The following is a 26,229-nucleotide window of genomic DNA, read 5'->3' as shown; positions in this document are numbered from 1 at the left end:
AGAGTGGTCCCGGTCGTGCGGTCCCGCAAGGGCCGTTCCAGTCCCGGGGGAGCGAGGGGCGCATGTCGATCGAGGAGCTCGAGGAGAGCTACGGGGGACCGGGGCCGTCGGGGTTCGACCGGACGCCGCCCCAGGACGTCGCCGCCGAGATGAGCGTGCTCGGCGGCATGCTGCTGTCGAAGGACGCCATCGCGGACGTCATCGAGCAGATCCGCGGCTCCGACTTCTACCGCCCGGCGCACGAGATCGTCTACGAGTCGATCATCGACCTCTACGGTCGCGGCGAGCCCGCCGACGCCATCACCGTCGTCGCGGAGCTGACCAAGCGCGGCGAGCTCCAGCGCATCGGCGGCGCGCCCTACATCCACGACCTCATGGCCGGCGTGCCGACCGCCGCCAACGCCGGGTACTACGCGCGCATCGTCCGCGAGCGTGCGGTCCTCCGCCGTCTCGTCGAGGCGGGCACGCGCATCGTGCAGCTCGGCTACGCGACCGACGGCGGCGACGTCGACGAGATCGTCAACAACGCCCAGGCCGAGGTCTACGCCGTGACGGAGCGGCGCACCACGGAGGACTACCTCCCCCTCGCCGAGATCCTCGGGCCCACGTTCGACGAGATCGAGGCCGCCCAGGGGCGCGGCGAGGGCATGACCGGCGTCCCTACCGGCTACTCCGACTTCGACCGGCTCACCAACGGCCTGCACCCGGGCCAGATGATCGTCGTCGCGGCGCGCCCGGCCATTGGAAAATCCGTTCTAGGAATCAATGTTGCGACGCACGCCGCGGTGCACCACCAAATGGCGGCCGTCATCTTCTCCCTGGAGATGAGCCGCAACGAGATCACGATGCGTCTGCTCGCCGCCGAGGCGAAGGTGCCGCTCACGCGGATGCGTTCCGGGAAGATGGACGAGCAGGACTGGCAGAAGCTGGCCTCGACGATGGGCAAGGTCGCCGAGGCCCCGCTGTTCATCGACGACTCGCCGAACATGTCGCTCATGGAGATCCGGGCCAAGTGTCGACGGCTCAAGCAGCGGCACGACCTCAAGCTCGTCGTCATCGACTATCTCCAGCTCATGAGCTCCGGCAAGCGCGTCGAGTCGCGCCAGCAGGAGGTCTCGGAGTTCTCGCGTGCGCTCAAGTTGCTCGCGAAGGAGCTCGAGGTTCCTGTCATCGCGATCTCGCAGCTGAACCGTGGTCCGGAACAGCGTGGCGACAAGAAGCCGCAGATGAGCGACCTGCGTGAGTCGGGCTGCCTCACCGAGGACACGAAGATCCTGCGCGCGGACACCGGCGCGGAGACCAGTCTCGGTGAGCTGTTCGCGCTCAACGCCAAGGACGTCCCCGTGTGGGCGCTCAACGACCGGCTCCAGTACGTGCGCCGTCACCTCACCCACGTGTTCCCCACCGGAGTGAAGCCGGTGTTCAGGATGCGCCTCGCGTCGGGCAAGGAGATCGAGGCGACGGCGAACCACCCGTTCCTCACCTACGACGGCTGGACGGCGCTCGGGGACCTGGAGGTGGGCTCACGCATCGGTGTGCCGCGCCACGTGCCGGGGCCGGAGCGGAACCTGGAGTGGGACGACCGCAAGGTCGTCATGCTCGCGCACCTCCTCGGTGACGGGTCGTTCGTGAAGCGCCAGCCGATCCGCTACGCCTCGATCGATGAGCGGAACCTCGCGACCGTCTCCGAGGCCGCAGGCGCTTTCGGCATCACCCCGATCCGCGACGAGTATGCCGCCGCAAGGGTCACGACCCTGCGCCTCCCGGCGCCCTACCGTCTCGCTCGGGGTCGCCGGAACCCCATCGCCGAGTGGCTCGACGACCTGGGCCTGTTCGGGGCGCGCAGCCACGAGAAGTTCATCCCGACGAGCGTCTTCCACCTGTCCAAGCGTCAGATCGCGCTCTTCATCAAGCACATCTGGGCCACGGACGGCTCGGTGACGATCAACAAGAACGGGCGCAGCGGTCGGATCTACTACGCCTCGACGTCCCGTGAGGTCGTCGACGGGCTGTCGCGCCTCCTGCTCCGCTTCGGCATTTCGACGCGCGTGCGCACGGCGACACCCAAGGGGTCGTACCGCCCCGGGTACACGCTCGACGTGAGCGGGGTGGATGACCAGCGCCGCTTCCTCCAGGAGATCGGCGTGCACGGCGACCGCGGCGATGTCGCCGAGAAGCTGCTGACGATCATCCGCGAGACGCGGGCCAACACGAACGTCGACACCGTCCCGCGCCGGGTCTGGGACGACGTCCGCGAGATCCTCGTCGAGCGCGGCATGACGCACCGCGAGTTCGCGGCAGCGATCGGCACCGAGTTTTGCGGCAGCGCGCTGTGGAAGAACTCCCCGTCGAGGCACCGCCTCGGCAAGATCGCGGCTGTGCTCGAGAGCGAGGAGCTGGAGATCATGGCCGTCAACGACCTCCTGTGGGACGAGGTCGTCTCGATCGAGCCGATGGGGGAGAAGCAGGTCTACGACGCCACAGTCCTCGACGGGCACAACTTCGTCGCGAACGGCATCGCGGCACACAACAGCATCGAGCAGGACGCCGACGTCGTGATTCTGCTCCACCGCGAGGACGCCTACGAGAAGGAGTCGCCACGCGCGGGCGAGGCGGATCTCATCGTCGCCAAGCACCGTAACGGTCCCACCGACACGATCACCGTCGCGTTCCAGGGCCACTACCAGCGCTTCGCCGACATGCAGATGTAGTGACGTGTTGTTGTCGACGTGCAGCTGTCGAGATGCAGGCTACTTTGCCCGATCTTGCGTCTAGTTAACCCGCACGCTGCGCAGTGTTGCGCGAACGCTCCGGGTGAGGTGTGCCGCTGAGCGGCGGTCCAGGCCCGTCAGTGGTTGGTGAGTGAGCTCCTACAGGAGGGGCAACACGTCCACACCACTTGCCCACCGGTTCAGTGTTCCGGTCGGCGATCGCTCGGATCGAGAGGTGGTACCGCATCGGGAGCGCGGAGGGTGTCGGTGGCGGCGCGGACCAGCAGGCCAGGACGGCCAAGATGCACTGCCCGCACGTGCACGAGTACACGCCCCAGAACACGAGCGTCTACGCTTCGGACGGGCGCCGGCGTTGCCGCGCCTGTCGCGAAGGCCGGTAGTCCGGCGCCGCCGGGCGCGTCCGTGTGGGTCAGGTGAGCAGGTTCGTCACATGCTCGGCGCTGGCGCGTCCGCATGACGCCTCGTCGACGACGAGCCGGGAGAGGTCACGCAGCGGGACGTTCTGGTCGTTCGAGGCGCGCTTGAGCATCTGGAAGGACTCCTCGGGGTCGACACCGAGCGCGCCGGTGACGATGCCCTTGGCTTGCTCGATCGGCCCGCGAGTGGCTGCCGAGGCCTGGATGTCGCGCCGCGTTTGCTCCTGCGCGTGGGCCTTGACGGTGCGGGTGATGTCGATGAAATAGCCCATCAGCTCGCTGACCTCGCCGGTGTCGCGGTCGCGTCGTCCTTGCCCGACGATGACGAGGGATCGCTGCTTGCCGTGGGCGTCCATGATCCGGTGGACGCTCGAGAACGGCTCCCCGGTGCGGCACGCCTCCTCGAGCATGGTGCGGGCCCGGTCGCGGTCGTCGGGGTGCTTGTGGGCGAAGATCAGCTCAGTGGTCGGCACGACCTCGCCCGGCTCGAAGCCGTGCATCCGGTACGTCTCGGGCGACCACCACCACCGGCTCGTGGCGAGGTCGAGGCGATACTGCCCGATGTTCTGTTCGGCTCCGCGGGCGAGGGCTTGCTCGAGCGCGTGGAAGTCAGTGGTCATGGGGCGTCTCCGTCTGCTTGAAGAGAGGTGACGAGCCAGGTCCAGACTCGTAAGTACTCCTCGACCGTACGACGCTTCCCCCGGTCGGGCACTCGCAAGGTCCCGGGAAGTGCTCCTAGCGCGGATGTGCGGCCGACGTGCCGTAGCGGGCGCCGGTGGTGAAGCAGCCGGCGGCTCGAGAAGCGCCCGCACGCTTCACCCTCGAGCCACCCTGCAGTGCCCACCGGGGGAGTGACGGTGACCGCTTGTACGTGCCAGGGAAGCGCCCCCGCGTGCCTCCGCAGCCGAATCATCGCGAGCGTGTCCTCGTCGCAGTAAGCACCGAACTCGTCCCCGTAGTGGGCACCATAGACAGTCACGACGCGGTAGATCGACGTACGGCGGCGGTCGTCGTCGAGCACGCCGGCGGCGAGTGCCGCGACCTCTTTCGCCAGCTCAAGGCTGGGGTGTCGTGCCAGATGTGCCCTGGCGTGTGCAGGGTCCACTCGTGACCATCTGGAGCCCGATTGATCTCGAACTCCCGGGCCAGAGTCCTGGGCACGCCAGGTCCTGCCGTCCCGGGTGACCCACGGAAACGGACACACGACTGTCCCTTGAGTTCGGGTAGGTGCGTCTCTGTTTGACGATGCCGTCCGGTGGTGGGCGACCCGGCACGGATTGCCTGTGTCCCATGTGCGGGCCGACCCCTGCATCGGGGCCGGCCCGCGATCGCTCAGGCATCGTTCGCATGTCGCGTGCGATCACTGGGGAGGAAGCCGCGGCACTCATGGGAGGACAGCGACATGCGAGCCTCGAGCGGTTCTAGGACGCGATGACGCCGCGACGACGTGCGTACCACCAGGCTCCTGCACCGGTCCCAAGCAGTCCCACCGCGAGCGTGATCATGCCCGCGATGTCTGCCCCGGTGTAGGCGAGTCCCTTGCCTCCGGCGCCCCCGTTGGGGCCACCGGTGCCGTCACCGGTGCCTGCGCCTGGACCGGGGTCCGAGGGGGAGGGGGCCGGATCGGTGGGCTCGTCGGTCGGTGTCGGTGTGGGAGTGGGCTCCGGTGTCGGCTCCGGAGGCACGTCGGTCGACACGAGCGACGCACCGGTGAGCACGACGGCGGAGTCGAGGTGCCCGTCGAGGGTGTCCGCGACCGCGATCTGTACAGACACCGCCTCTCCCGGCGTGACCTGCGTCTCGCAGGTCATGGGAACGGTGAAGGCGTTGAGCTCGGTGTCGTAGCCGCCTGCGGCGGGGTCGGTGCCCTCGAAGTTGGTGACGAGCTGCGGTGAGCCCTCGACGACTGTCGTCGTCCCGACAGGCGAGTCCGTGCCGGGCACGGTCGAGCAGAGCTCGCCGTCGACGGTGATCGCGAAGGCATCGCCGTAGCCGCGTTCTGCCCAGGATCCACCGGGGTTGGGGTTGGACGTGCTCGTACCACCGTCCCCACCCCCGTATTCCTCACTGCCGAACACGTACCCGAGGGAGAGCGTCGCACCGGCAGGGACGACCTCGAGAGTGAGGACGGCGGCGTCGTAGGTCGTCGCGCCGGACTGCGTGTCGAGCGCGGGATGGCCGGGCAGGCCGAGATCTCCGGTCGTGGTGAGGCTCGTGTTCGGTCCGATGAGCGAGGACCGGGTGAAGTCGACGTCGTCGGGGGATGCGGGGTTGGGATCGATGACCGACCCGGTGCTCAGCGCGACACCGGTCTGTTGCGACGGCACGAGGAGCGCGGAGTCGAAACCGCTGAGCAGACCTGCCTGGAAGTCGGCGCCGGTGAAGGTCGCGTTGGTGATCGTGACGTTCTCGCCCGCCAGGGCGGCGGCGAGGTCGGTCGCGGAGATCTCCCTGAGACTGGTGGCGTCCTGTCCGGGAGATGCGGTGGCGGTGTGTGGCAGGGCGGTGACGAGCGCGATCGCGAGACCGGTGGCCCCGAGGCTCTCGAGGCGTGCTGTGCGCCTTCTGTTCGCGCGGTTGTTCGTGGACATGGTGCTCCGTTGGTCTGTTGGGCCGCAGCGCGGCTGCGGTCGGACGGCGCGGCCGAGGTGATCCGGCCGCGGGGGATGTCCACACACGGAGTACCGCCGAGTATTGGGGGCGCGGACGCAGGAGAGCAAGGGATCCGGGCAGAGCTTCCACTGTGAGGTACATCACAGCGGCCATACCCTCGAATGGATCTCACCAGGTCACGGACCGTTGAGAGCGATCACATCGCCCGACCGTCACCAGTTGGCGTGCCCTCCGTTTACGAGACAACGCTTGCGGGGTCCGGCTGGTGGCGTGACCATCACTGGAGGGGGAAGTCCTCTCACGGTGCAGGCCAGCCGACACCGCACTGGGAGAAGAACGACGATGACGTTGCGAACCACGAGCTTGCGGCGACTTGCCGCAGCGATGACGGGCCTAGTCCTGGCATGCGGCGCGAACCTGATCGCTGCCGCCCCGGCACAGGCCCAGATAGGCCCGGGCGAGGACTGCGATCCAGTCACAGGGGAGCGGTGCTTCCCCGAGCCCACCGAGCACACCCAGGAGGCCTTCGACCCTGCAGAGGACTTCACCTCCCGCTGGACCCGGGCGGACGCGATGCAGATGCAGCGCATGTCCGACCCGGACGCCGGCTCTCGGGAGAGCTCGATGCCGGAGGAGTACACGATGCCGGAGGTCTCCCAGGACTTCCCGGAGACCAACGGTGACGTGTGGGTCTGGGACACCTGGACCCTCACCGACGAACGGTCCCACCAGCTCAGCTTCAAGGGGTGGGAGATCGCGTTCTCCCTGGTTGCTGACAGGAACGCCGGGTACACCTTCGACGACCGCCACACCGAGGCGCGCCTCGGGTACTTCTTCCGCAAGGCCAACGTGCCCGCGGACCAGCGTCCGGAGAACGGCGGCTGGATCTACGGCGGGCACGTCTTCCCCGACGGTGCGACGGGGGCGATCTTCGACGACCAGTCCTTCAGCCACCAGACCGAGTGGTCGGGGTCCACACGACTGTTCGACGGCAACAAGCTGCGCGTGTTCTACACCGCCGTCGCGTTCTACCGCAACGACGACGGGAGCAACCGCAAGCCCTACGACCCGCACCTGGTGCAGAGCGAGGGCCGCATCTTCGCCGACGAAGACGGGGTGTGGCTCACGGGCTTCCGTGACCAGCACGACCTGCTGGAGGCCGACGGCGAGTACTACCAGACCGGTGAGCAGAACGAGTTCTTCAACTTCCGCGACCCGTTCACCTTCGAAGACCCCGCCCACCCTGGCGAGACGTACATGACGTTCGAAGGCAACTCTGCCTTCGATCGCGGCGACCCGGCCGCGTGCACCGAGGCCGACCTCGGGTACCAGGAGGGCGAGCAGTACGGTGAGACGATCGAGGAGGTGCGAGCCTCCGGAGCGATCTTCCAGATCGGTAACGTCGGTCTCGCCCAAGCGCAGAATCTCGCTCTGACCCAGTGGGAGTTCCTCCCGCCGATCCTGTCCGCGAACTGCGTGACCGACCAGACCGAACGCCCGCAGATCTACATCCAGGACGGGAAGTACTACCTGTTCACCATCAGCCACCGCGGCACGTACGCCGCGGGCCTGGACGGCCCCGAAGGCGTCTACGGCTTCGTCGGGAGCGGCATCCGGTCGGACTTCCAGCCGGTCAACCAGGGCAGCGGACTGGCCCTGGGCAATCCGACCAACCTGAACTTCGCCGGCGGACAACCCTTCGCCCCGGACTTCAACCAGCCGCTCGGACACTTCCAGTCCTACAGTCACTACGTCATGCCCGGCGGGCTGGTCACCTCGTTCATCGACTCGATCGGCACCGAGGGCGACTTCCGCCGCGGCGGCTCACACGCGCCGACGGTCAAGCTGAACATCTCCGGCGCCGACGTGACGGTCGACCGCACCTACGGCGGCGACGGCCTCGGCGGCTACGGTGACATCCCTGCCGACCGAGCAGCTGACGTCGACCCCGCACCGGACACGAGACCGATCGGATGAGAATGGGCCGTCCGGCACCTCGTGCCACGGTGCCGGACGGCCCCTCCGCCGCGATGAGGATCATGAGGACAACAACCCGCACCTCGCCGCCGCACCCACGCACCGCACCCATCACTGCGCTGATGATCCTGCTCGCCCTCACCGCGGCCTCCTGCACGGCGGGTGACGATGAGGATCCGGGGCCGACACCCACACCGACCTCATCCGCCGAGCGCCAGTACGACGAGCCCTGGCGGCCCCAGGTGCACTACAGTGATCCCGAGGGGCGACTCGCCGACCCCAACGGCCTGGTCTTCGTCGACGGCGAGTGGCACCTGTTCCACCAGCAGGACGGCACCTGGGCGCACGCCGTGAGCACCGACCTGATGCACTGGCAGCCTCTGCCCGTCGCCCTCGAGCACGACGAGCTCGGCCAGGCGTTGACGGGCAGCATCGTCGTCGACGGCGCGAACACCAGCGGCCTGTTCCCCGACGGGGACGGCGGGCTGGTCGCCACCTACACGAGCACCGAGGGCGGCGAGGCGCAGAGTATCGCCTTCAGTACCGACCAGGGCCGCACCTGGCAGCGCTACGACGACAACCCGGTGATCGACAACGACGGCCGCCGGGACTTTCGCGACCCCAAGGTGTTCTGGCACGAGGCGACCCGATCATGGGTGATGGTGGTTTCCGCCGGGGACGCGGTCGAGATCTTCCGGTCCCCGGACCTGCGCACATGGTCCTTCGCGAGCCGGTTCGGCGACGGGCAAGGGCTGCACGCGGCAGTGTGGGAGTGCCCCGACCTCTTCCCCCTGCGCGTGGACGACGACCCCGACCGGGTGCAGTGGGTGCTGCACACCTCGGTCGGAGCGAACGACCAGACCGACGGCTCGACCGCGCAGTACTTCGTGGGCCAGTTCGACGGCACCACGTTCACCCGCGACCCAGAGGTCCCGCCCGAGACCTGGCAACAGACCGACGCCGGCCAGGACTTCTACGCCGCACAGTCCTTCGAGTCGGCGCCGGACGGTCGACGCGTGTGGCTCGCGTGGATGGGCAACTGGCGCTACCCGTACGGCACCCCGACGACGCCTTGGACGAATGCCATGAGCCTTCCTCGTGACCTCGGGCTCAGGAGCGTGGACGGTCAGGTGCGGCTCGTGCAAGTGCCGTCACCTGAGCTCGAGTCGCTTCGGGGCGAGCCTGTCGCGCACCCGGCCGGTGAGCTGGACGGCGACCTGGCTCTCGACCTTCCCGGTGAGGTCTACGAGACGGCGGTCGCGATTGACGTCGAGGACGCTGACGAGGTCGGTCTGCGCGTGCACGAGCGCCGCGACGACGAGGGGCGGGTCGTGGAGGGCGTCACCGTCGGGATCAGGCCGGGCGAGCTGGTGGTCGACCGCACGCTCGGAGGGCTGGACCGCGTGCAGGACGCAAGTGGGCAGGACGTCGACTTCCGCGCGCGTCGTGCCGTGCCCTACTCGCCGGCCGACGGGATCGTCCGGCTGCGGGTGGTCGTCGATCGTTCCTCGGTCGAGGTCTTCGTCGACGACGGGACGCTCGTCGCGACGCTGCTTTCGTTCCCGAGCGAGGGCGCCGACGGCGCCTCGCTCTATGCGCTCGGGGGAACGGCACGCGTCGAGTCTGCGACGACGTGGGCGCTGGCTTCGGTGTGGTGATGATTGCCCGAGGGCGGCGCAGCCCTTTGGTCACGCCGACTGCCGACGACGGTCATGGATGCGGTTCAATAGCGCGATGACCTACACCGACATCGTTGTCACGCCCGCAGGCTCCGGGCCTCTCGACCCCGCGGGCCAGTCCCAGCACGTCCTCGTCGTCGGCGAGGCCCTTGTCGACGTCGTGCACCGTGCCGACGGGAGCGTCGAGGAGCTGCCGGGCGGCAGCCTCGCGAACGTCGCGCTGACGCTGGGCCGCCTGGGGCGCGACGTCCGGCTCGTCACCTGGCTCGGCCGGGACGACCGTGGAGCAGCCGTGCAGGAGTGGCTCGAGGACTCCGGCGTGACGCTCACCCCGGGAAGCACCCAGGCGCTCTCTACCAGCGTCGCCACCGCGCGCCTGGACGAGCACGGCGCGGCGACGTACGAGTTCGAGCTCGAGTGGGACGTTCCCTCGGGTGCGACCATCGCACCGGGCACCCTTGCTCTGCACACCGGATCGATCGCGGCCGTGCTCGAGCCGGGAGCGTCGGCCGTGCGAGACCTCGTCAAGGCCGCGCGACCGACGACCACCATCACCTACGACCCCAACGCACGGCCCGCGCTCATGGGAGACCCGGCCCTCGCAAAGCCCCGCATCGAGGAGCTCGTCTCGCTCGCGGACGTCGTGAAGGTCAGCGACGAGGACATCGCGTGGCTCGTCCCAGGGTCGGACCCCGTCGCAGTCGCGCGCCACTGGCTCGCCCTGGGCCCCGCCGTTGTGATCGTCACCTTCGGCGGGGAGGGTGCCGTTGCTGTGACCGAGGCAGGTGAGCAGCGCGTGGCCGCTCCGCGTGTGGACGTCGTGGACACCGTCGGCGCGGGCGACTCCTTCATGGGCGCGCTCGTCGACGGGCTGTGGGAGGCCGGGCTGCTCGGTGCCGGTCGTCGCGCCGCGTTGCGGGCGATCGACGCCGGGACGCTCGCCAGCCTCCTGGAGCGCTGCGTCGCGGTGGCTGCCATCACCGTCTCCCGCGCGGGCGCCAACCCACCTCGCCGGGCGGACCTCTCCGTCCGGTGAGACGAGGCGCACTTCCGGGGCGCTGATCCGCCAGCCTGCAGGGCTGACGTCCGGTTCTGCCGAAGCGGTCGCCGGCGGCGGGAATGGTCACGCGCCGTGGCTTGACAACACCGCGCAGGGGGCGCACCATCATGGTGTTCAATCGATTAACCACGAGGAGGTGGGACGGATGGCACGGGTACGGATCTCCGACGTCGCTGCGGCAGCCGGTGTCTCGACGGCCACCGTCTCGTTGGTCCTCAACGATCGCGGCGCGCGCATCTCGGCCGCGACGGCCGACCGCGTGCGGCGTGCGGCGGCCGCGGTCGGCTACACGCCCAACACCGTCGCTCGTGGTCTGCGCACCCAGCGGACCCGCACTCTGGGGCTCATCTCCGACACGATCGCCACCACACCGTTCGCAGGACGCATGCTCGCCGGCGCGCAGGACGCGGCGCGCGAGCACGGCCACCTCGTCTTCCTCGTCAACACGGACGGCGACCCGCAGGTCGAGGAGGAGGCGATCCGCGCACTGGTCGGGCAGCAGGTCGACGCCATGATCTACGCCGCCATGTGGCACCGCGTGGCCGAGGTGCCGGCCGGCCTCCCCGACGGGACGGTCTTCTTGGACTGCCGCCCCACGGGCCGCGGCTTTCCTGCGGTGGTGCCCGATGACCGCGAGGGAGGCGTCGCCGCGGTGCGCGAGCTCGTCGCCGCGGGCCACCGCCGCATCGCCTACGTCGACGTCGACGAGGACGACGCGCCCGTCGCGTCCGGGCTGCGGCACGAGGGCTATCTCCAGGTGCTCGCTGAGGCTGGCATCACCCCCGACCCTGCGCTCCACGTGCGCGGCGAGACCTCGGCCGCAGGCGGCCGGGCCGCCGTCGGGCACCTGCTCGACCTCCCCGCGGACCGCCGCCCCACAGGGATCTTCTGCTTCAACGACCGCATGGCGGTCGGCGCGTACGTCGCCGCGCACCGCCGCGGGTTGGACGTCCCCGGTGACGTGTCCATCGTCGGCTACGACGACCAACAGCTCGTCGCGGGCGAGCAGGACCCGCCCCTGACGACCGTCGCGCTGCCCCATTACGAGATGGGGCGCTGGGCGACGGAGGTCGCGCTCGGGGTCCGCGAACCCCCGCGCGAGAACAGCACGTACCTGATGCCGTGCCCGATCATCCGTCGGGACTCGGTAGGTCCGCCGCCGGCAGCAACGTCAGCTCCGGCCGGCGACGGACCGTGATCAACCGTGACCGCTCCCTCCGCCAAGAATCGGCGGTCACCGAGAAGGTGCGGACGTGGACGTCCCACCGTGAGAGGAACCTGAAGATGAACCGCAGATCCCTCGTGGCGATCGTATCCGCATCGACCGTCTCCGCACTCGCCCTCACCGCGTGCGGCCAGGCCGGGCAGGGCGGCGCCAGCGGCTCCGGTGACGGACCCGTCCAGCTGACCATGTGGACGCACTCCGCCGGCAACCCGGCAGAGCTCGAGGTCTACCAGCAGATCATCAAGGACTTCAACGCCTCGCAGGACGAGTACGAGGTCGTCGAGGAGTCCTTCCCCCAGGGGGCGTACAACGACGCGATCGTCGCTGCCGCGGCGGCCGACGACCTGCCGTGCCTGCTCGACATGGACGGCCCGATCGTCCCGAACTGGGCGTGGGCGGGCTACATCCAGCCCCTCGGTCTGCCCGCCGAGATCACCGACTCCCTGCTGCCGACCGCCGTGGGGACGTACAAGGACGAGATCTACTCGGCCGGGTACTGGGACGCGGCGCTGTCGATCTTCGCCCGCGAGTCCGTGCTCACGGAGAACGGCATCCGCATCCCGACGACCGACGAGCCGTGGACGGTCGAGGAGTTCGACGCAGCACTCGCGACGCTCAAGGGGGCCGGGTACGACACGCCGCTGGACATCGGCGCGGAGGACACGGGGGAGTGGTGGTCCTACGCGTACTCGCCGATGCTCCAGAGCGCGGGCGGCGACCTGATCGACCGGGACACGATGCTCAGCTCGGACGGGCAGCTCAACGGACCGGAGGCGGTCGAGTTCTTCACCTGGTTCCAGGACGCCTTCGCGCAGGGCTATGCGAGCAACGCCGGGACCATCGGCAACGAGGAGTTCAACGCTGACGAGGTCGCGCTGAGCTATACGGGCGTGTGGAACGCGCTCGACTCGCTCGAGGCCGTCGGTGACGACCTGCTGATCCTGCCCCCGCCGGACTTCGGGAACGGGCCGAAGATCGGTGGCGGTTCCTGGCAGTGGGGCATCTCCTCCACGTGCGAGAGCCCCGAGGGCGCGCGCGCGTACCTGGAGTTCAGCTTCGCCGACGAGTACCTCACAGAGTTCTCCGACAAGCAGATCGTCATCCCCGCGACCGAGAGCGCGACCGAGGCGTCGGAGCACTTCTCTGCCGACGGTGACCTGCGGGCGTTCGTCGACCTGTCGAAGCAGTTCGCGGAGCTGCGCCCGCAGACGCCCGCCTACCCGGTGATCTCCTCCACGTTCGAGAAGGCGGCGAAGGACATCATGAACGGCGCCGACGTGCAGTCGACGCTCGACGGCGCGGTCTCCGAGATCGACGCGAACATCCAGTCCAATGACGGGTACGGCTTCTGAGCCGTCCCTCCTGACCGGCACGCACGGTCGGCTGCCGGCACCCCGGCTGCGCATCGCGATCGCGGTGCGTAGCCGGGACCGAGGCCGACCGCTCGTGCCCGGACGGAGTCGACCATGACGCTTCCAGCCAGCACCCCCGCGCCGCCTCACGCGGTGCCCGGACCTCACTCAGGAGCACCGCCACGCGGTCGGCGAGCGGCGGCCCGCCGTCGCGAGGGCCGATCCGGCATCGCGATGGCCGCGCCCGCGCTCGTCCTGCTCCTGCTGTTCCTCGTGATCCCGGTCCTGCTCGCCTTCGGGCTCTCGTTCACCAACGCGCGCCTCATCTCGCCGAACCCGCCGCGATTCGTCGGGCTCGACAACTTCGTACGCGCCTTCACAGCCGACCCGGTGTTCCTGCGCTCAGCGATCAACACGTTCGTGTTCGCGCTCGTCGTGGTGCCCGTGCAGGCCGGCCTGGGCCTGCTGCTCGCCGTCCTCGTGAACCAGAAGATCCGCGGCGTCACCGCGTTCCGCGTCATCTTCTTCATCCCGGTCGTCACGTCGATCGTCGTCGTCTCGATCCTGTGGAAGTTCATGTACCAGCAGGACGGGCTGGTCAACTCGTTCATCGACACCATCACGTTCGGTGCGTGGCAGGGCACGGCGTGGCTCAACAACCCGAGCACCGCGCTCGGCGCGATCATCGTGCTCTCCATCTGGCAGGCCGTCGGCTTCCACATGCTCATCTGGCTCTCGGGTCTGCAGACCATCCCCGAGGAGCTCTACGAGGCGGCGCGCATGGACGGTGCGACGCCGTGGCAGCAGTTCACCAACGTCACGTGGCCCGGTCTGCGCTCGACCATGGTCTTCGTCCTGGTGACCATCACGATCGCCGCGCTCGGGCTGTTCGTGCAGATCGACGTCATGACGCAGGGTGGCCCGGTCAACTCGACCACGACCCTCGTCTACCACGCGGTGCGCAAGGGCTACCGCGAGATGGAGACCGGCTACGGCGCCACGATCTCGCTGATCTTCTTCGTGCTCGTGCTGGTCGTCGCACTGGTCCAGCGGTTCCTGACCCGAGACAAGGACTGAGACATGGCCACCGCATCTCTCGACACGCAAGACTCGGCCCGCCCCACCGGTCGGCACGGGAAGGTGGCCGGCGGCTCCCGGACATCTGACTCAGGCCGTTCGCGCCAGGACCAGGACGAGCACGACGTTCGCCGCCGTCGCAGGATCTGGTCCTACGTCGCGATGAGCGCGCTCGCGCTCGTGTTCCTCTTCCCGCTCGTGTTCATGTTCGTCTCCTCCCTCAAGCCGGACGCGCAGATCCTGGCGGACGTTGACTCCCCGCGCGCGTTCCTGCCGGTGGGAGACATCAGCCTCGACAACTACTTTGGTGTGTTCGACCGGGTGCCTGTCGGGCGTTTCCTCGTGAACTCGGTGCTCGTCACCGTGCTCACCGTCGGGCTCGGGCTGATCGTCAACTCCATGGCCGGGTTCGCCCTGTCGCGCATGCGCTGGAAGGGCCGGACGGTGGTGCTGAGCCTCGTCATCGCGACCCTCATCGTGCCCTTCGAGACGATCGCCGTCCCGATGGTCTACTGGGTCTCCAAGCTGCCGACGCTCGTGCTGGAGGGCGGCATCCCGAAGTACGACTTCGGCTGGCTGAACACCTACCAGGTCCAGATCGTCCCGTTCATCGCGAACGCGTTCTCGATCTTCCTGTTCACGCAGTACTTCTCGACGATCCCCAAGTCTCTCGACGAGGCAGCGCGCATCGACGGCGCCGGATGGTTCACGATCTACCGGCGCATCGTCGCCCCGCTTGCGGGACCGGCGTTCGCGACCGTCGCGATCCTCACCTTCCTGCCTGCGTGGAACCAGTACCTGTGGCCTCTCATGGTCGTGCAGCAAGAAGAGCTGCGCCCCGTGATGGTCGGCATGCAGTACTTCTTCCAGCTCAACACCGCCTGGGGCGAGGTCATGGCGTACACGTCGCTGATCACTCTGCCCGTCCTGATCGTCTTCCTGTCCTTCCAGCGCGCGTTCGTCTCGAGCGTCGCCGCCAGCGGCGTCAAGGGCTAGCCGACTGCCCGACGGCACCCGTCAGGGCGGCCGTCACCGCGTCCGCGAACGTTTCCCTGCGCACCGCGCACCCGTACCTTCCAGCCCGGAAAGGCTCACATGTTCACGCTTCCCGACTCCTGGGTGTGGGACTTCTGGTTCGCCGACGACGGCGAGCGTCACCACCTGTTCTTCCTCTACGCCTCGCGTGCGCTGCACGACCCCGACGCCCGCCACTACCGCGCCTCGATCGGGCACGCCGTGTCCAACGACCTCGTGCACTGGACGCGCGTCGAGGACGCCCTCGTGCGCTCGGACGCCGGCGCGTGGGACGACCTCGCGACGTGGACCGGCTCGGTCGTGCGCCACCCCGACGGCACGTGGTTCCTCTTCTACACCGGCTCGACCCTCACCTCGGCCGGCAACGTCCAGCGCGTCGGGTACGCGACGTCGTCGGACCTGCTCACCTGGACCAAGGCCCCCGAGAACCCCGTGCTCACCGCCGACGCGCGCTGGTACGAGACCCTCGCCGACGGCCAGTGGCACGACGAGGCGTTCCGCGACCCCTGGGTGTTCGCCGCCCCGGACGGCGACGGGTGGCACATGCTGCTCACCGCACGCGGACGCAGCGGACCTGCGGACGACCGGGGCGTGGTCGGGCACGCGTGGTCGCCCGACCTGCGCACGTGGGAGCTGCGCGCGCCCCTCAGCGCGCCCGGCCAGGGCTTCGGACAGCTCGAGGTGACGCAGGTCGAGGTCGTCGACGGCGTCCCCGTCCTGCTGTTCTCCTGCCTCGCCTCGGACATGTCCGCGGCACGGGCGGTCGGGACGACCGGTGGCGTGTGGGCCGCCCCGGCGGCGTCGCTGCTCGGGCCGTACGACGTGGCCGCGGCGCAGCAGCTCACCGACGCGTCGTTGTACGCCGGCCGACTCGTGCGCGACCGGAGCGGGCAGTGGGTTTTGCTCGCGTTCCACCACGACGCGCCCGACGGGACATTCGTCGGCAGCATTAGCGGCCCGATGCCGGTCCGCTGGCAGGACGGGCGGCTCATCGCCGAGCACGCCACCGAGCGGACCACGACGAGCTGAACAACCCGCGGGGCGGCCGGGACCCGCGCAAGACGAAGGGCGAACGGGCCCGCGTCTCGTGCGGGTCCCTCGCCTCCCGCAGCAACTCACCCGATCGAGACGATGGAGTCACGATGAGAATTCGCACGACCGCACGCATGGCCGTCCTCGTCCTGCTCGCGGCGCCGCTCGCCACCGGTGCTGGCGCCGCCACGGCGGCCAGCGGGACGACGACAGGTACGACTGACGTGAGCGGTCCCGTTCCTGAGCAGACAGCGGGAGGGACCTACCGGCCCGTCTACCACCACTCGGTGCCCGACCACTGGAAGAACGACCCGCAGCGACCGATCTGGGTCGACGGAGAGCTGCGCTACCACTACCTGTACAACCCCGACTACGACGAGAAGGTCGGCACGTCGTGGCGACTGACGACGAGCACGGACGGCGTCGTGTTCCGGGATCAGGGCGTCGCAGCGCCCAAGGCGACGAACGCGAACTACGACCTGTGGTCCGGCTCGACCGTCGTCGACCACCAGAACACCGCTGGGTACGGGGCGGGCGCCGTGATCATGCTCACCACCCAGATGGACCACCCCACGCCAGAGGAGATCGCGGACGCCTCCGGCCCCCAGGCGCAGTTCCTGTGGTACTCCACCGACGGCGGGCGCACGTTCCGTCCCGACGGCGACCAGCCGGTCATGGCCAACGAGGGGCGCGCGCACTTCCGCGACCCCAAGGTCGTGTGGGACGAGGAGCGAGGTCGGTGGGTCGCGCTCGTCGCCGAGGCGGACCGCGTGAGCTTCTGGACGTCGCCCGACCTCAAGGACTGGGACCGCGTCTCGGAGTACGTGCGCGACGACCTCGGCATGATCGAGTGCCCCGACCTGTTCCCCGTTCGCGCCGACGACGGGTCGCTGCACTGGGTACTGGGGATCAGCGCCAACGGATACCTCACGGGCGACCCGGCGACGTACGCGTACTGGACCGGCGACTTCGACGGCGAGACGTTCACCCCCGACGCCCACGACCCGCAATGGCTCGACCACGGGTTCGACTGGTACGGCGCCGTCACCTGGGAGGACCCTGACGCGCCGCTCGACCGGCGGTACGCGATCGGCTGGATGAACTCCTGGGCCTACCCCTACACGACCCCGACGTGGGAGACCGACGGGTTCAACGGCACCGACTCGATCGTCCGAGAGATCCAGCTCGCCGCATCCGACGACCCGTCGGGCTACTCGCTCGTGTCCCGGCCGATCAGTGCGCTCGACGACCACGCGACGTCGACCACCACGCTCGGGGACGTCGTCGTCCCGTCCGGCGACCCCGTCGTGCTCGACGAGCAGGGCGCGGCGTACCGGATCGAGACGACGGTCTCGCGCGGCGCCGCCGAGAACGTCGGGCTGCAACTGCGAAGGTCTGTCGACGGGACGCGTCACGCCGACGTCGGCGCGTTCTTCGGTGAGGAGCCGTTCTCGTACCTCAACCGCGGCGGCACCAGCCATCCCGACGCGTCGGGGGAGAAGCTCGAGTCCCAGGCTCCTCTCACGGGAGGCTCGTCTACAGGTGCTTCCGGCGAGGTCCGGCTCACCGTCCTGGTCGATCGCACGACGGTCGAGGTGTTCGTCGACGACGGCCGCGAGGTTCACTCGAGCCAGGTGTTCGCCGAGCCGGACGACGTCGGGATCGCGCTGTACGCCGCCGGCGGCACCGCGGTGTTCCAGGACCTGACGATCACCAGATTCGCGGACGTGAACCGACCGCCCGCCCGGCTGCTCGCCGACTTCGAGGGCGATGCGTTGCCCTCCGGGTGGAGCGTGACGGGCGGGCTCGCCGGCCTCGCACCGGTGGTGTCCGACCTGCCTGGCCAGGCCGGGCACCGCGTGCTCGACACGTTCTCCGGTTCCGACGCGGCGACCGGGGTCGTCACCTCGGCCCCGTTCGTGGTCGACCGCCGCTGGCTACGGTTCCGGATCGGGGGCGGGAACCACCCCCTGGGCGTCGAGCCCGCGACCTCGGTGAACCTCCTGCTGGACGGTCAGCCGGTACGCACCGCGACGGGTGATGACGACGCGACGATGCGGCTCGTCGAGTGGGACCTTGCCGACCTCGCGGGCCGGACCGTGCAGCTGCAGGTGCTCGACGACTCGACGACCGACTGGGGACACCTCATGGTCGACCACGTGACCTTGAGCGACTGACGTCGCTCGACAGGCCGAGGGTGTGGGCATCGCGCTGGGGGCGACGCCCACACCCTCATTGCCCTCATGTGGTGTCGAGCGGCCGGGCGGTGGTGAGCCGCGCCGGTCGCGTTTCGGTCCGTCAGCGGCGCTGCTGCCACCGGGAGTGGCCGTAGCTGACCTTGTCGTGGTCCCGGTGGTGGTCTCGGTCGGCCTTCGGCCCGTTGCCCCGGCTTGAGACGAGAGAGTCGCGCCCGAGCAGGACGGTGCTGTCGAGCTGGCCGTCACGGGTGTCGGCCACGGCGACCCGCACGGTGCTGACCCGGCGCGGTGTGACTCGGGCCTCGCACGTGAGGACCGTGGTGAAGGCGTTGAGCTCGGTGTCGTGCGTCCCGGCACCCGGGTCGTTCGGCGCGAAGTTCTCTACGTACAGCTCCGCGTGCGATCCCGGGTTGACGGTGGCCGTGGACACCAGGTCCCTGGTGCGCGGGACCGTGGAGCACGGGGTGCCGTTCACCCAGATGGCGAACGCGTCGGCGAATTCCTGCTCGCTCCACCCGGCGTACTCCTCGCTGCCGAAGACGTACGACAGAGAGATGCGGTTGCCTGACGGCACGACCCGCATGGTGAGCACTGCCGCGTCGTAGGTGGTCTCACCGACCAGGCGGTCGAGCACGCGTGCGCCGCGACCGCCGAGGTCCCCGGTGGTGGTGAGCTTCTCGTTCGGGCCGAGGATGGCCGATGCGGAGAAGTCGGTGTCGGCATCGGACTGCGGGTCGGCGTCGATGACCGAGCCGGTCGTGAGTGCGACGCCGCGGGCGAGTCCGGTGGAGCTCAGGCCGGCGAAGCGCCCGGCCTGGACGTCGTTGCCGGAGAAGACGGCGCTGCGCACCGTGATGCCGCGCCCGGCGATCGTCGCCGCAAGATCCTCGGCCTCGAGGTCGCGCAGCGACGTGACGCTCTGCCCCGGCGAGGCAGACGCGGGAAGTGCGAAGGCGACTGCGCCGCTCGTGACCAGCGCGGCCACGCAGGCGGCACCGACGATGCGGGTCGCACGCCGGTGCTGACGGGGCCCGCGCCGTGGCTCGGCCGGTGGCCGACCGTGGGCTGTTGAGGTGTTCATGATGCTCCATGAGTTGGTCGGGATGCGCCCGAGGGCGCTGCCGTGCGGGCAGTGCCTGCACGGTCCGGTCTGCATGGAGGGGGAATGCCGCACGCTTCTTCACGTACGGGGTGTTCGGTCGAAGCCGCGGGATGCGGGTCGGCTGACGTGTCGACCTGTGGGACGGGCGGACCGTCCCCGGTGTCCTCACCTTCGTCTGTGCCTTCGAGGCCAGGGCTAGCGACGTCTTCACAAGCCCTTGACAGATGTGGCACAGATCACACTACGGTAGGAACGCGGTTGGGGGAACCGTTCGGACGAAGACGCTCACGCTTCCAGCAGAAGGTGAACGGACGTGAAGTCTTCGACACGCACACGACCACGCACGACGAGGCTGGTGAGCGGACTGCTCGCCACTGGCCTCTTCCTCGGGACCCTCGCGATGGGTTCCGCTACCGCTCTCGCGGCGGAGGACGACGAGGCGCCGGCGCCCGCGTCCCCGACCGAGACGGCCGATGAGACGACGCCAAACCAGGAGCCGGCCCCGACCGAGGGCGGCGAGCTCGCGCCGGCCGAGGAGCCTGCGCCAGCTGAAGAAGCACCACCCGCCGACGAGCCGGCACCGGCCGAGGAGGCACCACCCGCCGAAGAGCCGACCGACGACGGGACGATCACGCCGTTCCGGTTCCCCGGCTTCCCGGCACCCTCGATCCACAGCCAGCAGGCGTACGACCCGGAGAGCGACTTCACGGCGCGCTGGACACGCGCCGACGCGCTGCAGATCCGGGCAATGACGGACCCGGCAGCGCCCGCGGGCGAGAACTCCATGCCGGAGGAGTACACGATGCCCGAGATCCCGCAGGACTTCCCGGTCCTGGTGGACGACGAGGGCACGCAGGTCTGGGTGTGGGACACCTGGACGCTCACCGACGAGCACTCCAACCAGCTGAGCTTCAAGGGCTGGGAGGTCATCTTCTCCCTCGTCGCGGACTCGACAGCCGGCTACACGTTCGACGACCGCCACACCCACGCCCGGATCGGGTTCTTCTACCGGCCGGCGGACGTGCCCGCCGACGAACGGCCGGCGAACGGCGGCTGGATCTACGGCGGACACGTGTTCCAGGACGGGGCGGCCGGCGCGATCTTCGAGGACCAGTCGTTCTCGACGGTCACCGAGTGGTCCGGATCGACCCGGATCATGGAGGGCAACAAGCTGCGGATGTTCTACACGGCGGTCGCGTTCTACCGGGACGCGAACGACCAGGAGATCCAGCCCGCCGACCCGCGCATCGTCCAGACCGAGTTGCGCATCTTCGCCGACGAGGACGGTGTGTGGCTCACCGGTGCCCGCGACCAGCACCAGCTGCTCGTGCCGGACGGGACGCTCTACCAGACCCGTGAGCAGAACGCGTTTGTGAACTTCCGTGACCCGTTCACGTTCGAGGACCCGAACGCCGAGGACAGCCCGACGTACATGGTGTTCGAGGGCAACACCGGGGGTGAGCGCGGGTCGGTGCCGTGCACGGCCGAGGACCTCGGCTACCGCGAGGGTGACCCCTATGCGGAGGCGCCCGAGACGGTGACGGCCTCTGGGGCGAACTTCCAGATGGCGAACGTTGGTATGGCCGTCGCGGAGAACAAGGCGATGACCCAGTGGCGGTACCTGCCGCCGATCTTGTCGGCCAATTGCGTCAACGACCAGACGGAGCGTCCGCAGATCTACGTGCAGGGCTCGAAGTACTACCTGTTCACGATCAGCCACCGTCACACGTTCGCGCGCGGCCCGGACACCGACTCCACCGACCCGCGGTACTGGTACCTGGACGGACCGGACGGCGTGTACGGGTTCGTGGGCAACGGCATCCGGTCGGACTTCCAGCCGCTGAACGAGGGGAGCGGGCTCGCCCTGGGCAACCCGACGAACCTCAACTACGCCGTCGGCACCCCGGCCAGCCCGGACCCGTTCCAGACGGCGCACGCGTTCCAGTCCTACTCGCACTACGTGATGCCGAACGGTCTCGTCGAGTCCTTCATCGATGCGATCGGCAACCCGGACGTGCGACGCGGCGGGACGCTCGCCCCGACGGTGAAGCTCAACATCGCCGGCACCAGCGCGGTCGTCGACCGCAGCTACGGAGACGACGGCCTCGGCGGCTACGGGGACATTCCCGCCAACGCCGAGCAGGACGTCTCGCCCGAACCCGACCCGCGACCCATCCCCTGACCCGGCTCGCGCCGGTCGACTGACGGGTGCGGCGGCGACGTCGTCGGCATGACCTGCCGGCGGCGTCGCCGCCGCAACCACATCAACCTGGAGGGGCGTGCTCGCCGGCGACCGGCACGACGGTAGACCGAACCCGCGAGCGGCGTGACTGGCTACTGTCGTGGACGGATCTCACCCGAGCCGCGCACGACCAGGTGCGTCGGCACGACCATCGTCCGCGGGCGTGACACGTCGCCGTCAAGGCGCGCGAACAGCTGCTCGGCCGCGAGTCGTCCCATCTGCTGAGGATCCTGAGCCACGACGGTGGCGGGCGGGTCGAGCAGGTCACCGAGCGGCACGTCGTCGAAGCCGACGAGCGCGACCTCGTGGGACAGGCCGAGCGCGCGCAGGGCGCGTATCGCGCCGTTCGTGATGAGGTTCTGGGCGCTGAAGATGGCCGTGGGCGGGTTCTTGGACGTCAGGAGCTCGGTCACGACGCGCTGGGCGCCGGCCTCGTCGTGGAGCCCGGTGACCGCGATGGCGTCAGCTTCAGCGATGCCAGCGCGCGCGAGCTCGGAGAGGAACCCGTCGCGTCGCGAGCGGGCGGTCTCGATCTCCTCGAGGTCTCCGAGGAACGCGAGGCGCGTGTGACCGTGCTCGAGCAGGTGTCGCGTCGCGGCGACGGCCCCTTCCTCGTTGTCGCACACCACGGCGTCCGCCTCGATGCCGTGGGGGAGCCGGTCGACGAAGACCATCGGCGTGCCTCGGGCGCGCTCGGGTTCGAGGTAGGACTGGTCGGGGCGGATCGTGGTCAGGATGAGCCCGTCGACGCGACGGCGTAGGAAGGCTTCCACCATGCGCAGCTCGGTGTCCGCGTCGTCGTCCAGACTCGAGGCGAAGACGGCGACGCCCCGCTCGCTGGCCACCTCCTCGACCCCCCGGTGCAGCAGCGAGGCGAACGGGTTGGCCACCGAGCTCACGAGCAGGCCGAGCGTGCGGGTCCGTCCCTCCGACCGGCGCAGGTTCCCGGCGTAGACGTCGGGACGGTAGCCGAGCTCCTCGACGGCGGCCAAGACCTTGGTCATCGTGGCGGGCGAGACGTTCGGCTCGCCGTTGACCACCCGCGAGACGGTCTTGATGCCCACACCCGCGAGCTGCGCGACATCGCGCATCCGCGGGCGACGGGGAACCGAGGCGGTCTGCGCCTCCTCGTCCGCTATGCCCTGCAGGGCACCTGACATCGATGTCACGATCTGGTCTCCATTTCCGGTCGAGCGATTGACCGCTGTCCACATGATCGTCTATCACTGAGGTCTGACAACGTTGTCGGGCACACTTGATGCCCATGAACGAAGGATGACTTCAGTGACGAACTCCCGTTTCTCCCTGAGCCCCACCACTGCTGGTCCCTCACGCGTCCTGGCCGGGATCGCCGGCGTCTCCGCCCTGGCGCTCACCCTCTCGGCATGTTCTGACGCCGGCGACTCCGCTGGCAGCGGCGCGTCGGGTGACGGGGACGCCGTGGGTGTGTCCCTCATCGTCAAGACGACGACCAACCCGTTCTTCGTCGCCATGCAGGACGGCGCGAAGGCTGCTGCCGACGAGCACGGTGTCGAGCTCACCCTCGCCGCGGGCAAGGAGGACGGGGACGAGGACACCCAGATCCAGGCGATCGAGAACGCGATCGCCAAGGGTGACAAGGGCATCCTCATCACCCCGAACGGTCCGTCGGTCGTCGACGCTCTCGGCAAGGCGCGCGACGCGGGCCTGTTCGTCATCGCGCTCGACACCCCGCCGGACCCGGCTGACGCCGTCGACATCACGTTCGCGACGGACAACCGCCTCGCCGGGCAGCTCATCGGCGAGTGGACGGCCGCGTCCTTGGGCGGGGAGCCGGCGACCATCGCCCTGCTCGACCTGTTCGACGACAAGGTGGTCTCGGTCGACGTCGACCGCAACCAGGGCTTTCTGGAGGGCATGGGGATCGACGTCGCCGATCCCGCCGCCAACGGTGACGAAGCCGCGACCGGCTCCTACAGCGGCGGCGACTACGAGATCGTCGGCAACGAGGCGACGCAGGGCGCCGAGGACGGTGGGCGCTCCGCGATGGAGAACTTGCTGTCCAAGAACCCTGACATCAACGTGGTCTACACGATCAACGAGCCCGCTGCATACGGCGCGTACCAGGCCCTGCAGGCCGCGGGCGTGCAGGACGACGTGCTGCTCGTCTCGGTCGACGGCGGCTGTGCCGGAGTCGAGAACATCACGTCGGGGATCATCGACGCCACGAGCCAGCAGTACCCGGTGAAGATGGCCGAGCTCGGTGTCGAGGCCATCGCCCAGCTGGCCAGCGGTGGTGAGGAGCCGCAGACCTCGGAAGGTCTCGACTTCTTCAACACGGGCGTCGAGCTCGTGACCGACACGCCGGTGGACGGGGTCGATAGCATCGACTCCGCCGAGGCGACCGAGATCTGCTGGGGCTGAGCATGGCACCGCAGACCACAGCTCCCTCCACGGGCGGCCCGCCGGCGCCGGCGGACGGTGGACACGACCTCGCCAGCGAGTTCCTCGACCGCCGCACCCCCATCGACCGCGTCCGCGGGATGCTGCACCGGTATCCCGCGTTGAGCCCGGCCGTCGTGCTCGTCCTGGCGGTCGTGGTGTTCGGGCTGCTCAACGACCGCTTTCTCAACCCGGCGAACCTCTCCCTCATCACGCAGCAGGTCGCGGTCGTGGGCACGCTCGCGGTCGCTCAGACTCTGATCATCCTCACGGCCGGGATCGACCTGTCCGTGGGCGCGATCATGGTGCTGGCCGGCATGGTGATCGCGCAGACCGCGACCAACAACGGTCTCCCTGCCCCGCTGGCTCTCGCACTGGGCCTCGGGGTGGGCGTCGCGGCCGGCGGCATCAACGGCGCGCTGGTCACACGGCTGCGGCTGCCACCGTTCATCGCGACACTGGGCACCCTCAACGTGTTCACCGCGCTCGCACTGCTCTACTCGCGCGGCGCGACCGTGCGCGGCACGGACATGCCCGCACTCCTTCCGTGGACCGGGACCACGTTTCCCGTCCTGGGCGTGCGCATCAGCGTCGGCGTCGTGATGATGCTCGCGCTGTACGTCGTGGTCGCGATGATCCTGGGCAAGACCGCCTGGGGACGGCACGTCTACGCCGTCGGGGACGACAAGGATGCGGCCCGCCTCGCCGGCATCCGCGTCAACCGTGTCCTGATGAGCGTCTACCTCGCCGCCGGCGCGATCATCGCTCTCGGCGCGTGGATCCAGATCGGGCGCGCCAACGCGGCGAGCCCCAACGTCGGGATGGACCTCAACCTCGACTCCATCACCGCCGTCGTCATCGGTGGGACCAGCCTGTTCGGCGGACGAGGAACGGTGTGGGGAAGCCTGCTCGGTGCCCTCATCGTCGGCGTGTTCCGCAACGGACTGTCGCTCGCCGGTCTCGACGTGCTCTACCAGACTCTCGCCGTCGGCGTCCTCGTGATCGCCGCGGTGTCCGTCGACCAGTGGATCCGGAAGGTGCGCAGGTGAACGCCGACGAGACCCGTCAGCCCGTGCTCGAGGCCATCGACCTGGTGAAGACGTTCGGCCGCGTCGTCGGCCTGGACGGGGTGAGCCTCGAGCTCTACCCCGGCGAGGTGCTCGCCATCATCGGCGACAACGGCGCCGGCAAGTCCACCCTGGTCAAGTGCCTCACCGGCGCCTACGTCCCCGACGAGGGCCGTCTCCTGCTCGACGGACGACCCGTGCACTTCAAGCGGCCGCAGGACGCGCGCGAAGCGGGCATCGAGACCGTCTACCAGAACCTGGCGGTCTCCCCGGCCCTGGACATCGCGTCGAACCTCTACCTCGGACGCGAGCTGCGCAAGCCCGGCGTCCTGGGCTCGGTCTTCCGCGTGATGGACACCGCGGGGATGCGCAAGCGTGCCCGGGCAGAGCTCAAGGAGCTCGGCATCTCCACCCTGCAGGACGTCACGGTCCCGGTGGAGAACCTGTCCGGCGGGCAGCGCCAAGCCGTCGCCGTCGCACGCGCGGCGGCTTTCGGCTCCCGCGTCGTCGTGCTCGACGAGCCCACCGCGGCCCTGGGAGTGCGCGAGTCAGCCCAGGTCCTGGCCCTGGTCCGGGCCCTGCGCGACCGCGGGATCCCCGTGATCCTCATCAGCCACAACATGCCGCAGGTGTTCGAGGTCGCGGACCGCATCCACGTCCAACGTCTCGGCAAGCGCGCCGCGACCATCACGCCACAGACGCACACCATGACCGAGGCCGTCGCCCTGATGACAGGCGCCGCCGCCGCGGCCTGACACCTGTACACCTTCTCGTCGGCGTGCGCCGCATCCCGGACCGAAGGTCCAAGGCGGCGCACGTCGACGTGCAACCCCTACACACCGAACAAAGGAGTTCGTACGTGTCCACACCTATGCCCCGTCGCGCTCGTCGACGGCGCCTCACTGCCACGAGCCTGCTCGCCGCGGTGCTCCTCACGGCCACGGTCCCTGCCGCAGGGGCGGCCGGACCCGGCGATCCGGGCCCAACGGTGGCTGTCGTCG

The 26,229-nt window shown here is 69.3% G+C and carries 18 protein-coding genes; 14 read left to right on the top strand and 4 right to left on the bottom strand.

All coding sequences use genetic code 11. The features are described 5' to 3' along the window. The first annotated feature begins 62 nt into the window (after positions 1-62). Positions 63-2,711, top strand: coding sequence for a replicative DNA helicase (locus tag RSE42_RS19015; protein WP_415297562.1), 2,649 nt, complete (start codon positions 63-65; stop codon positions 2,709-2,711). A gap of 430 nt (positions 2,712-3,141) precedes the next feature. Here the strand turns inward: RSE42_RS19015 and RSE42_RS19010 are convergent, their stop codons facing one another. Together RSE42_RS19010 and RSE42_RS19005 are read right to left on the bottom strand one after the other, a co-directional pair. Further along, a complete protein-coding gene (locus tag RSE42_RS19010) occupies positions 3,142-3,768 on the bottom strand; it encodes a PAS and ANTAR domain-containing protein (RefSeq protein WP_415297561.1) in 627 nt (208 codons plus the stop codon). An 801-nt stretch (positions 3,769-4,569) separates the two neighbouring features. After that, positions 4,570-5,739, bottom strand: coding sequence for a choice-of-anchor L domain-containing protein (locus tag RSE42_RS19005; protein ID WP_415297560.1), 1,170 nt, complete (start codon positions 5,737-5,739; stop codon positions 4,570-4,572). 364 nt (positions 5,740-6,103) lie between these two features. Between RSE42_RS19005 and RSE42_RS19000 the strand changes: the two genes are divergently transcribed. From RSE42_RS19000 to RSE42_RS18960, 9 genes are all read left to right on the top strand, one after another. Beyond that, entirely contained in the window at positions 6,104-7,738 is a 1,635-nt protein-coding gene (locus RSE42_RS19000; RefSeq protein WP_415297559.1) for a glycoside hydrolase family 68 protein, read from the top strand. A 122-nt stretch (positions 7,739-7,860) separates the two neighbouring features. Beyond that, on the top strand, positions 7,861-9,396 hold the full coding sequence (locus tag RSE42_RS18995; RefSeq protein WP_415297558.1) for a glycoside hydrolase family 32 protein: 1,536 nt from the start codon (positions 7,861-7,863) through the stop codon (positions 9,394-9,396). Between the two features lie 76 nt (positions 9,397-9,472). Then, entirely contained in the window at positions 9,473-10,453 is a 981-nt protein-coding gene (locus tag RSE42_RS18990) for a carbohydrate kinase family protein (protein ID WP_415297557.1), read from the top strand. A 169-nt stretch (positions 10,454-10,622) separates the two neighbouring features. Beyond that, on the top strand, positions 10,623-11,675 hold the full coding sequence (locus RSE42_RS18985) for a LacI family DNA-binding transcriptional regulator (protein ID WP_415297556.1): 1,053 nt from the start codon (positions 10,623-10,625) through the stop codon (positions 11,673-11,675). An 86-nt stretch (positions 11,676-11,761) separates the two neighbouring features. Beyond that, on the top strand, positions 11,762-13,054 hold the full coding sequence (locus tag RSE42_RS18980; RefSeq protein ID WP_415297555.1) for a sugar ABC transporter substrate-binding protein: 1,293 nt from the start codon (positions 11,762-11,764) through the stop codon (positions 13,052-13,054). A 234-nt stretch (positions 13,055-13,288) separates the two neighbouring features. Further along, the gene (locus RSE42_RS18975) at positions 13,289-14,131 is read left to right on the top strand and encodes a carbohydrate ABC transporter permease (RefSeq protein ID WP_415297554.1); all 843 of its coding nucleotides are present in this window, start codon (positions 13,289-13,291) and stop codon (positions 14,129-14,131) included. A gap of 162 nt (positions 14,132-14,293) precedes the next feature. Continuing rightward, positions 14,294-15,127: a carbohydrate ABC transporter permease gene (locus RSE42_RS18970; protein ID WP_415297553.1), complete on the top strand. Its 834-nt coding sequence runs from the start codon at positions 14,294-14,296 to the stop codon at positions 15,125-15,127. Positions 15,128-15,226: 99 nt separating this feature from the next. Beyond that, positions 15,227-16,195, top strand: coding sequence for a family 43 glycosylhydrolase (locus RSE42_RS18965; RefSeq protein WP_415297552.1), 969 nt, complete (start codon positions 15,227-15,229; stop codon positions 16,193-16,195). A gap of 113 nt (positions 16,196-16,308) precedes the next feature. Then, entirely contained in the window at positions 16,309-18,375 is a 2,067-nt protein-coding gene (locus RSE42_RS18960) for a glycoside hydrolase family 32 protein (protein ID WP_415297551.1), read from the top strand. 121 nt (positions 18,376-18,496) lie between these two features. Here the strand turns inward: RSE42_RS18960 and RSE42_RS18955 are convergent, their stop codons facing one another. Beyond that, positions 18,497-19,381, bottom strand: a complete 885-nt coding sequence (locus tag RSE42_RS18955) for a choice-of-anchor L domain-containing protein (protein WP_415297550.1) — start codon at positions 19,379-19,381, stop codon at positions 18,497-18,499. A gap of 472 nt (positions 19,382-19,853) precedes the next feature. Between RSE42_RS18955 and RSE42_RS18950 the strand changes: the two genes are divergently transcribed. Then, positions 19,854-21,680, top strand: coding sequence for a glycoside hydrolase family 68 protein (locus tag RSE42_RS18950; protein ID WP_415297549.1), 1,827 nt, complete (start codon positions 19,854-19,856; stop codon positions 21,678-21,680). A gap of 152 nt (positions 21,681-21,832) precedes the next feature. Here RSE42_RS18950 and RSE42_RS18945 read toward each other — a convergent pair whose 3' ends face one another. Further along, entirely contained in the window at positions 21,833-22,900 is a 1,068-nt protein-coding gene (locus RSE42_RS18945; RefSeq protein WP_415297548.1) for a LacI family DNA-binding transcriptional regulator, read from the bottom strand. Positions 22,901-23,045: 145 nt separating this feature from the next. On the opposite strand from RSE42_RS18945, the gene RSE42_RS18940 reads away from it, so the two are divergent. From RSE42_RS18940 to RSE42_RS18930, 3 genes are read left to right on the top strand one after another with little or no spacing between them, the layout of a single operon-like run. Then, positions 23,046-24,143, top strand: a complete 1,098-nt coding sequence (locus RSE42_RS18940) for a substrate-binding domain-containing protein (RefSeq protein WP_415298940.1) — start codon at positions 23,046-23,048, stop codon at positions 24,141-24,143. Between the two features lie 2 nt (positions 24,144-24,145). Next, complete coding sequence (locus tag RSE42_RS18935) at positions 24,146-25,210, top strand: ABC transporter permease (protein WP_415297547.1); 1,065 nt, start codon at positions 24,146-24,148, stop codon at positions 25,208-25,210. After that, complete coding sequence (locus RSE42_RS18930) at positions 25,207-25,983, top strand: ATP-binding cassette domain-containing protein (RefSeq protein WP_415297546.1); 777 nt, start codon at positions 25,207-25,209, stop codon at positions 25,981-25,983. The genes RSE42_RS18935 and RSE42_RS18930 overlap by 4 nt, the downstream gene beginning before the upstream one ends. Positions 25,984-26,229 lie beyond the last annotated feature (246 nt).

Origin of the sequence: Cellulosimicrobium sp. SJTW-1 (assembly GCF_047716875.1) — a bacterium.
Lineage (GTDB): Bacteria > Actinomycetota > Actinomycetes > Actinomycetales > Cellulomonadaceae > Cellulosimicrobium > Cellulosimicrobium funkei.
Note: the sequence above shows the minus strand (reverse complement) of the source record. Positions and strands in the feature narration are given on the sequence as shown.

Coding starts and splice junctions, on each gene's coding strand:
- RSE42_RS19015 (WP_415297562.1), top strand. CDS start 63: ATGTCGATCGAGGAGCTCGAGGAGAGCTACGGGGGACCGGGGCCGTCG.
- RSE42_RS19010 (WP_415297561.1), bottom strand. CDS start 3,768: ATGACCACTGACTTCCACGCGCTCGAGCAAGCCCTCGCCCGCGGAGCC.
- RSE42_RS19005 (WP_415297560.1), bottom strand. CDS start 5,739: ATGTCCACGAACAACCGCGCGAACAGAAGGCGCACAGCACGCCTCGAG.
- RSE42_RS19000 (WP_415297559.1), top strand. CDS start 6,104: ATGACGTTGCGAACCACGAGCTTGCGGCGACTTGCCGCAGCGATGACG.
- RSE42_RS18995 (WP_415297558.1), top strand. CDS start 7,861: ATGATCCTGCTCGCCCTCACCGCGGCCTCCTGCACGGCGGGTGACGAT.
- RSE42_RS18990 (WP_415297557.1), top strand. CDS start 9,473: ATGACCTACACCGACATCGTTGTCACGCCCGCAGGCTCCGGGCCTCTC.
- RSE42_RS18985 (WP_415297556.1), top strand. CDS start 10,623: ATGGCACGGGTACGGATCTCCGACGTCGCTGCGGCAGCCGGTGTCTCG.
- RSE42_RS18980 (WP_415297555.1), top strand. CDS start 11,762: ATGAACCGCAGATCCCTCGTGGCGATCGTATCCGCATCGACCGTCTCC.
- RSE42_RS18975 (WP_415297554.1), top strand. CDS start 13,289: ATGGCCGCGCCCGCGCTCGTCCTGCTCCTGCTGTTCCTCGTGATCCCG.
- RSE42_RS18970 (WP_415297553.1), top strand. CDS start 14,294: ATGAGCGCGCTCGCGCTCGTGTTCCTCTTCCCGCTCGTGTTCATGTTC.
- RSE42_RS18965 (WP_415297552.1), top strand. CDS start 15,227: ATGTTCACGCTTCCCGACTCCTGGGTGTGGGACTTCTGGTTCGCCGAC.
- RSE42_RS18960 (WP_415297551.1), top strand. CDS start 16,309: ATGAGAATTCGCACGACCGCACGCATGGCCGTCCTCGTCCTGCTCGCG.
- RSE42_RS18945 (WP_415297548.1), bottom strand. CDS start 22,900: ATGTCAGGTGCCCTGCAGGGCATAGCGGACGAGGAGGCGCAGACCGCC.
- RSE42_RS18935 (WP_415297547.1), top strand. CDS start 24,146: ATGGCACCGCAGACCACAGCTCCCTCCACGGGCGGCCCGCCGGCGCCG.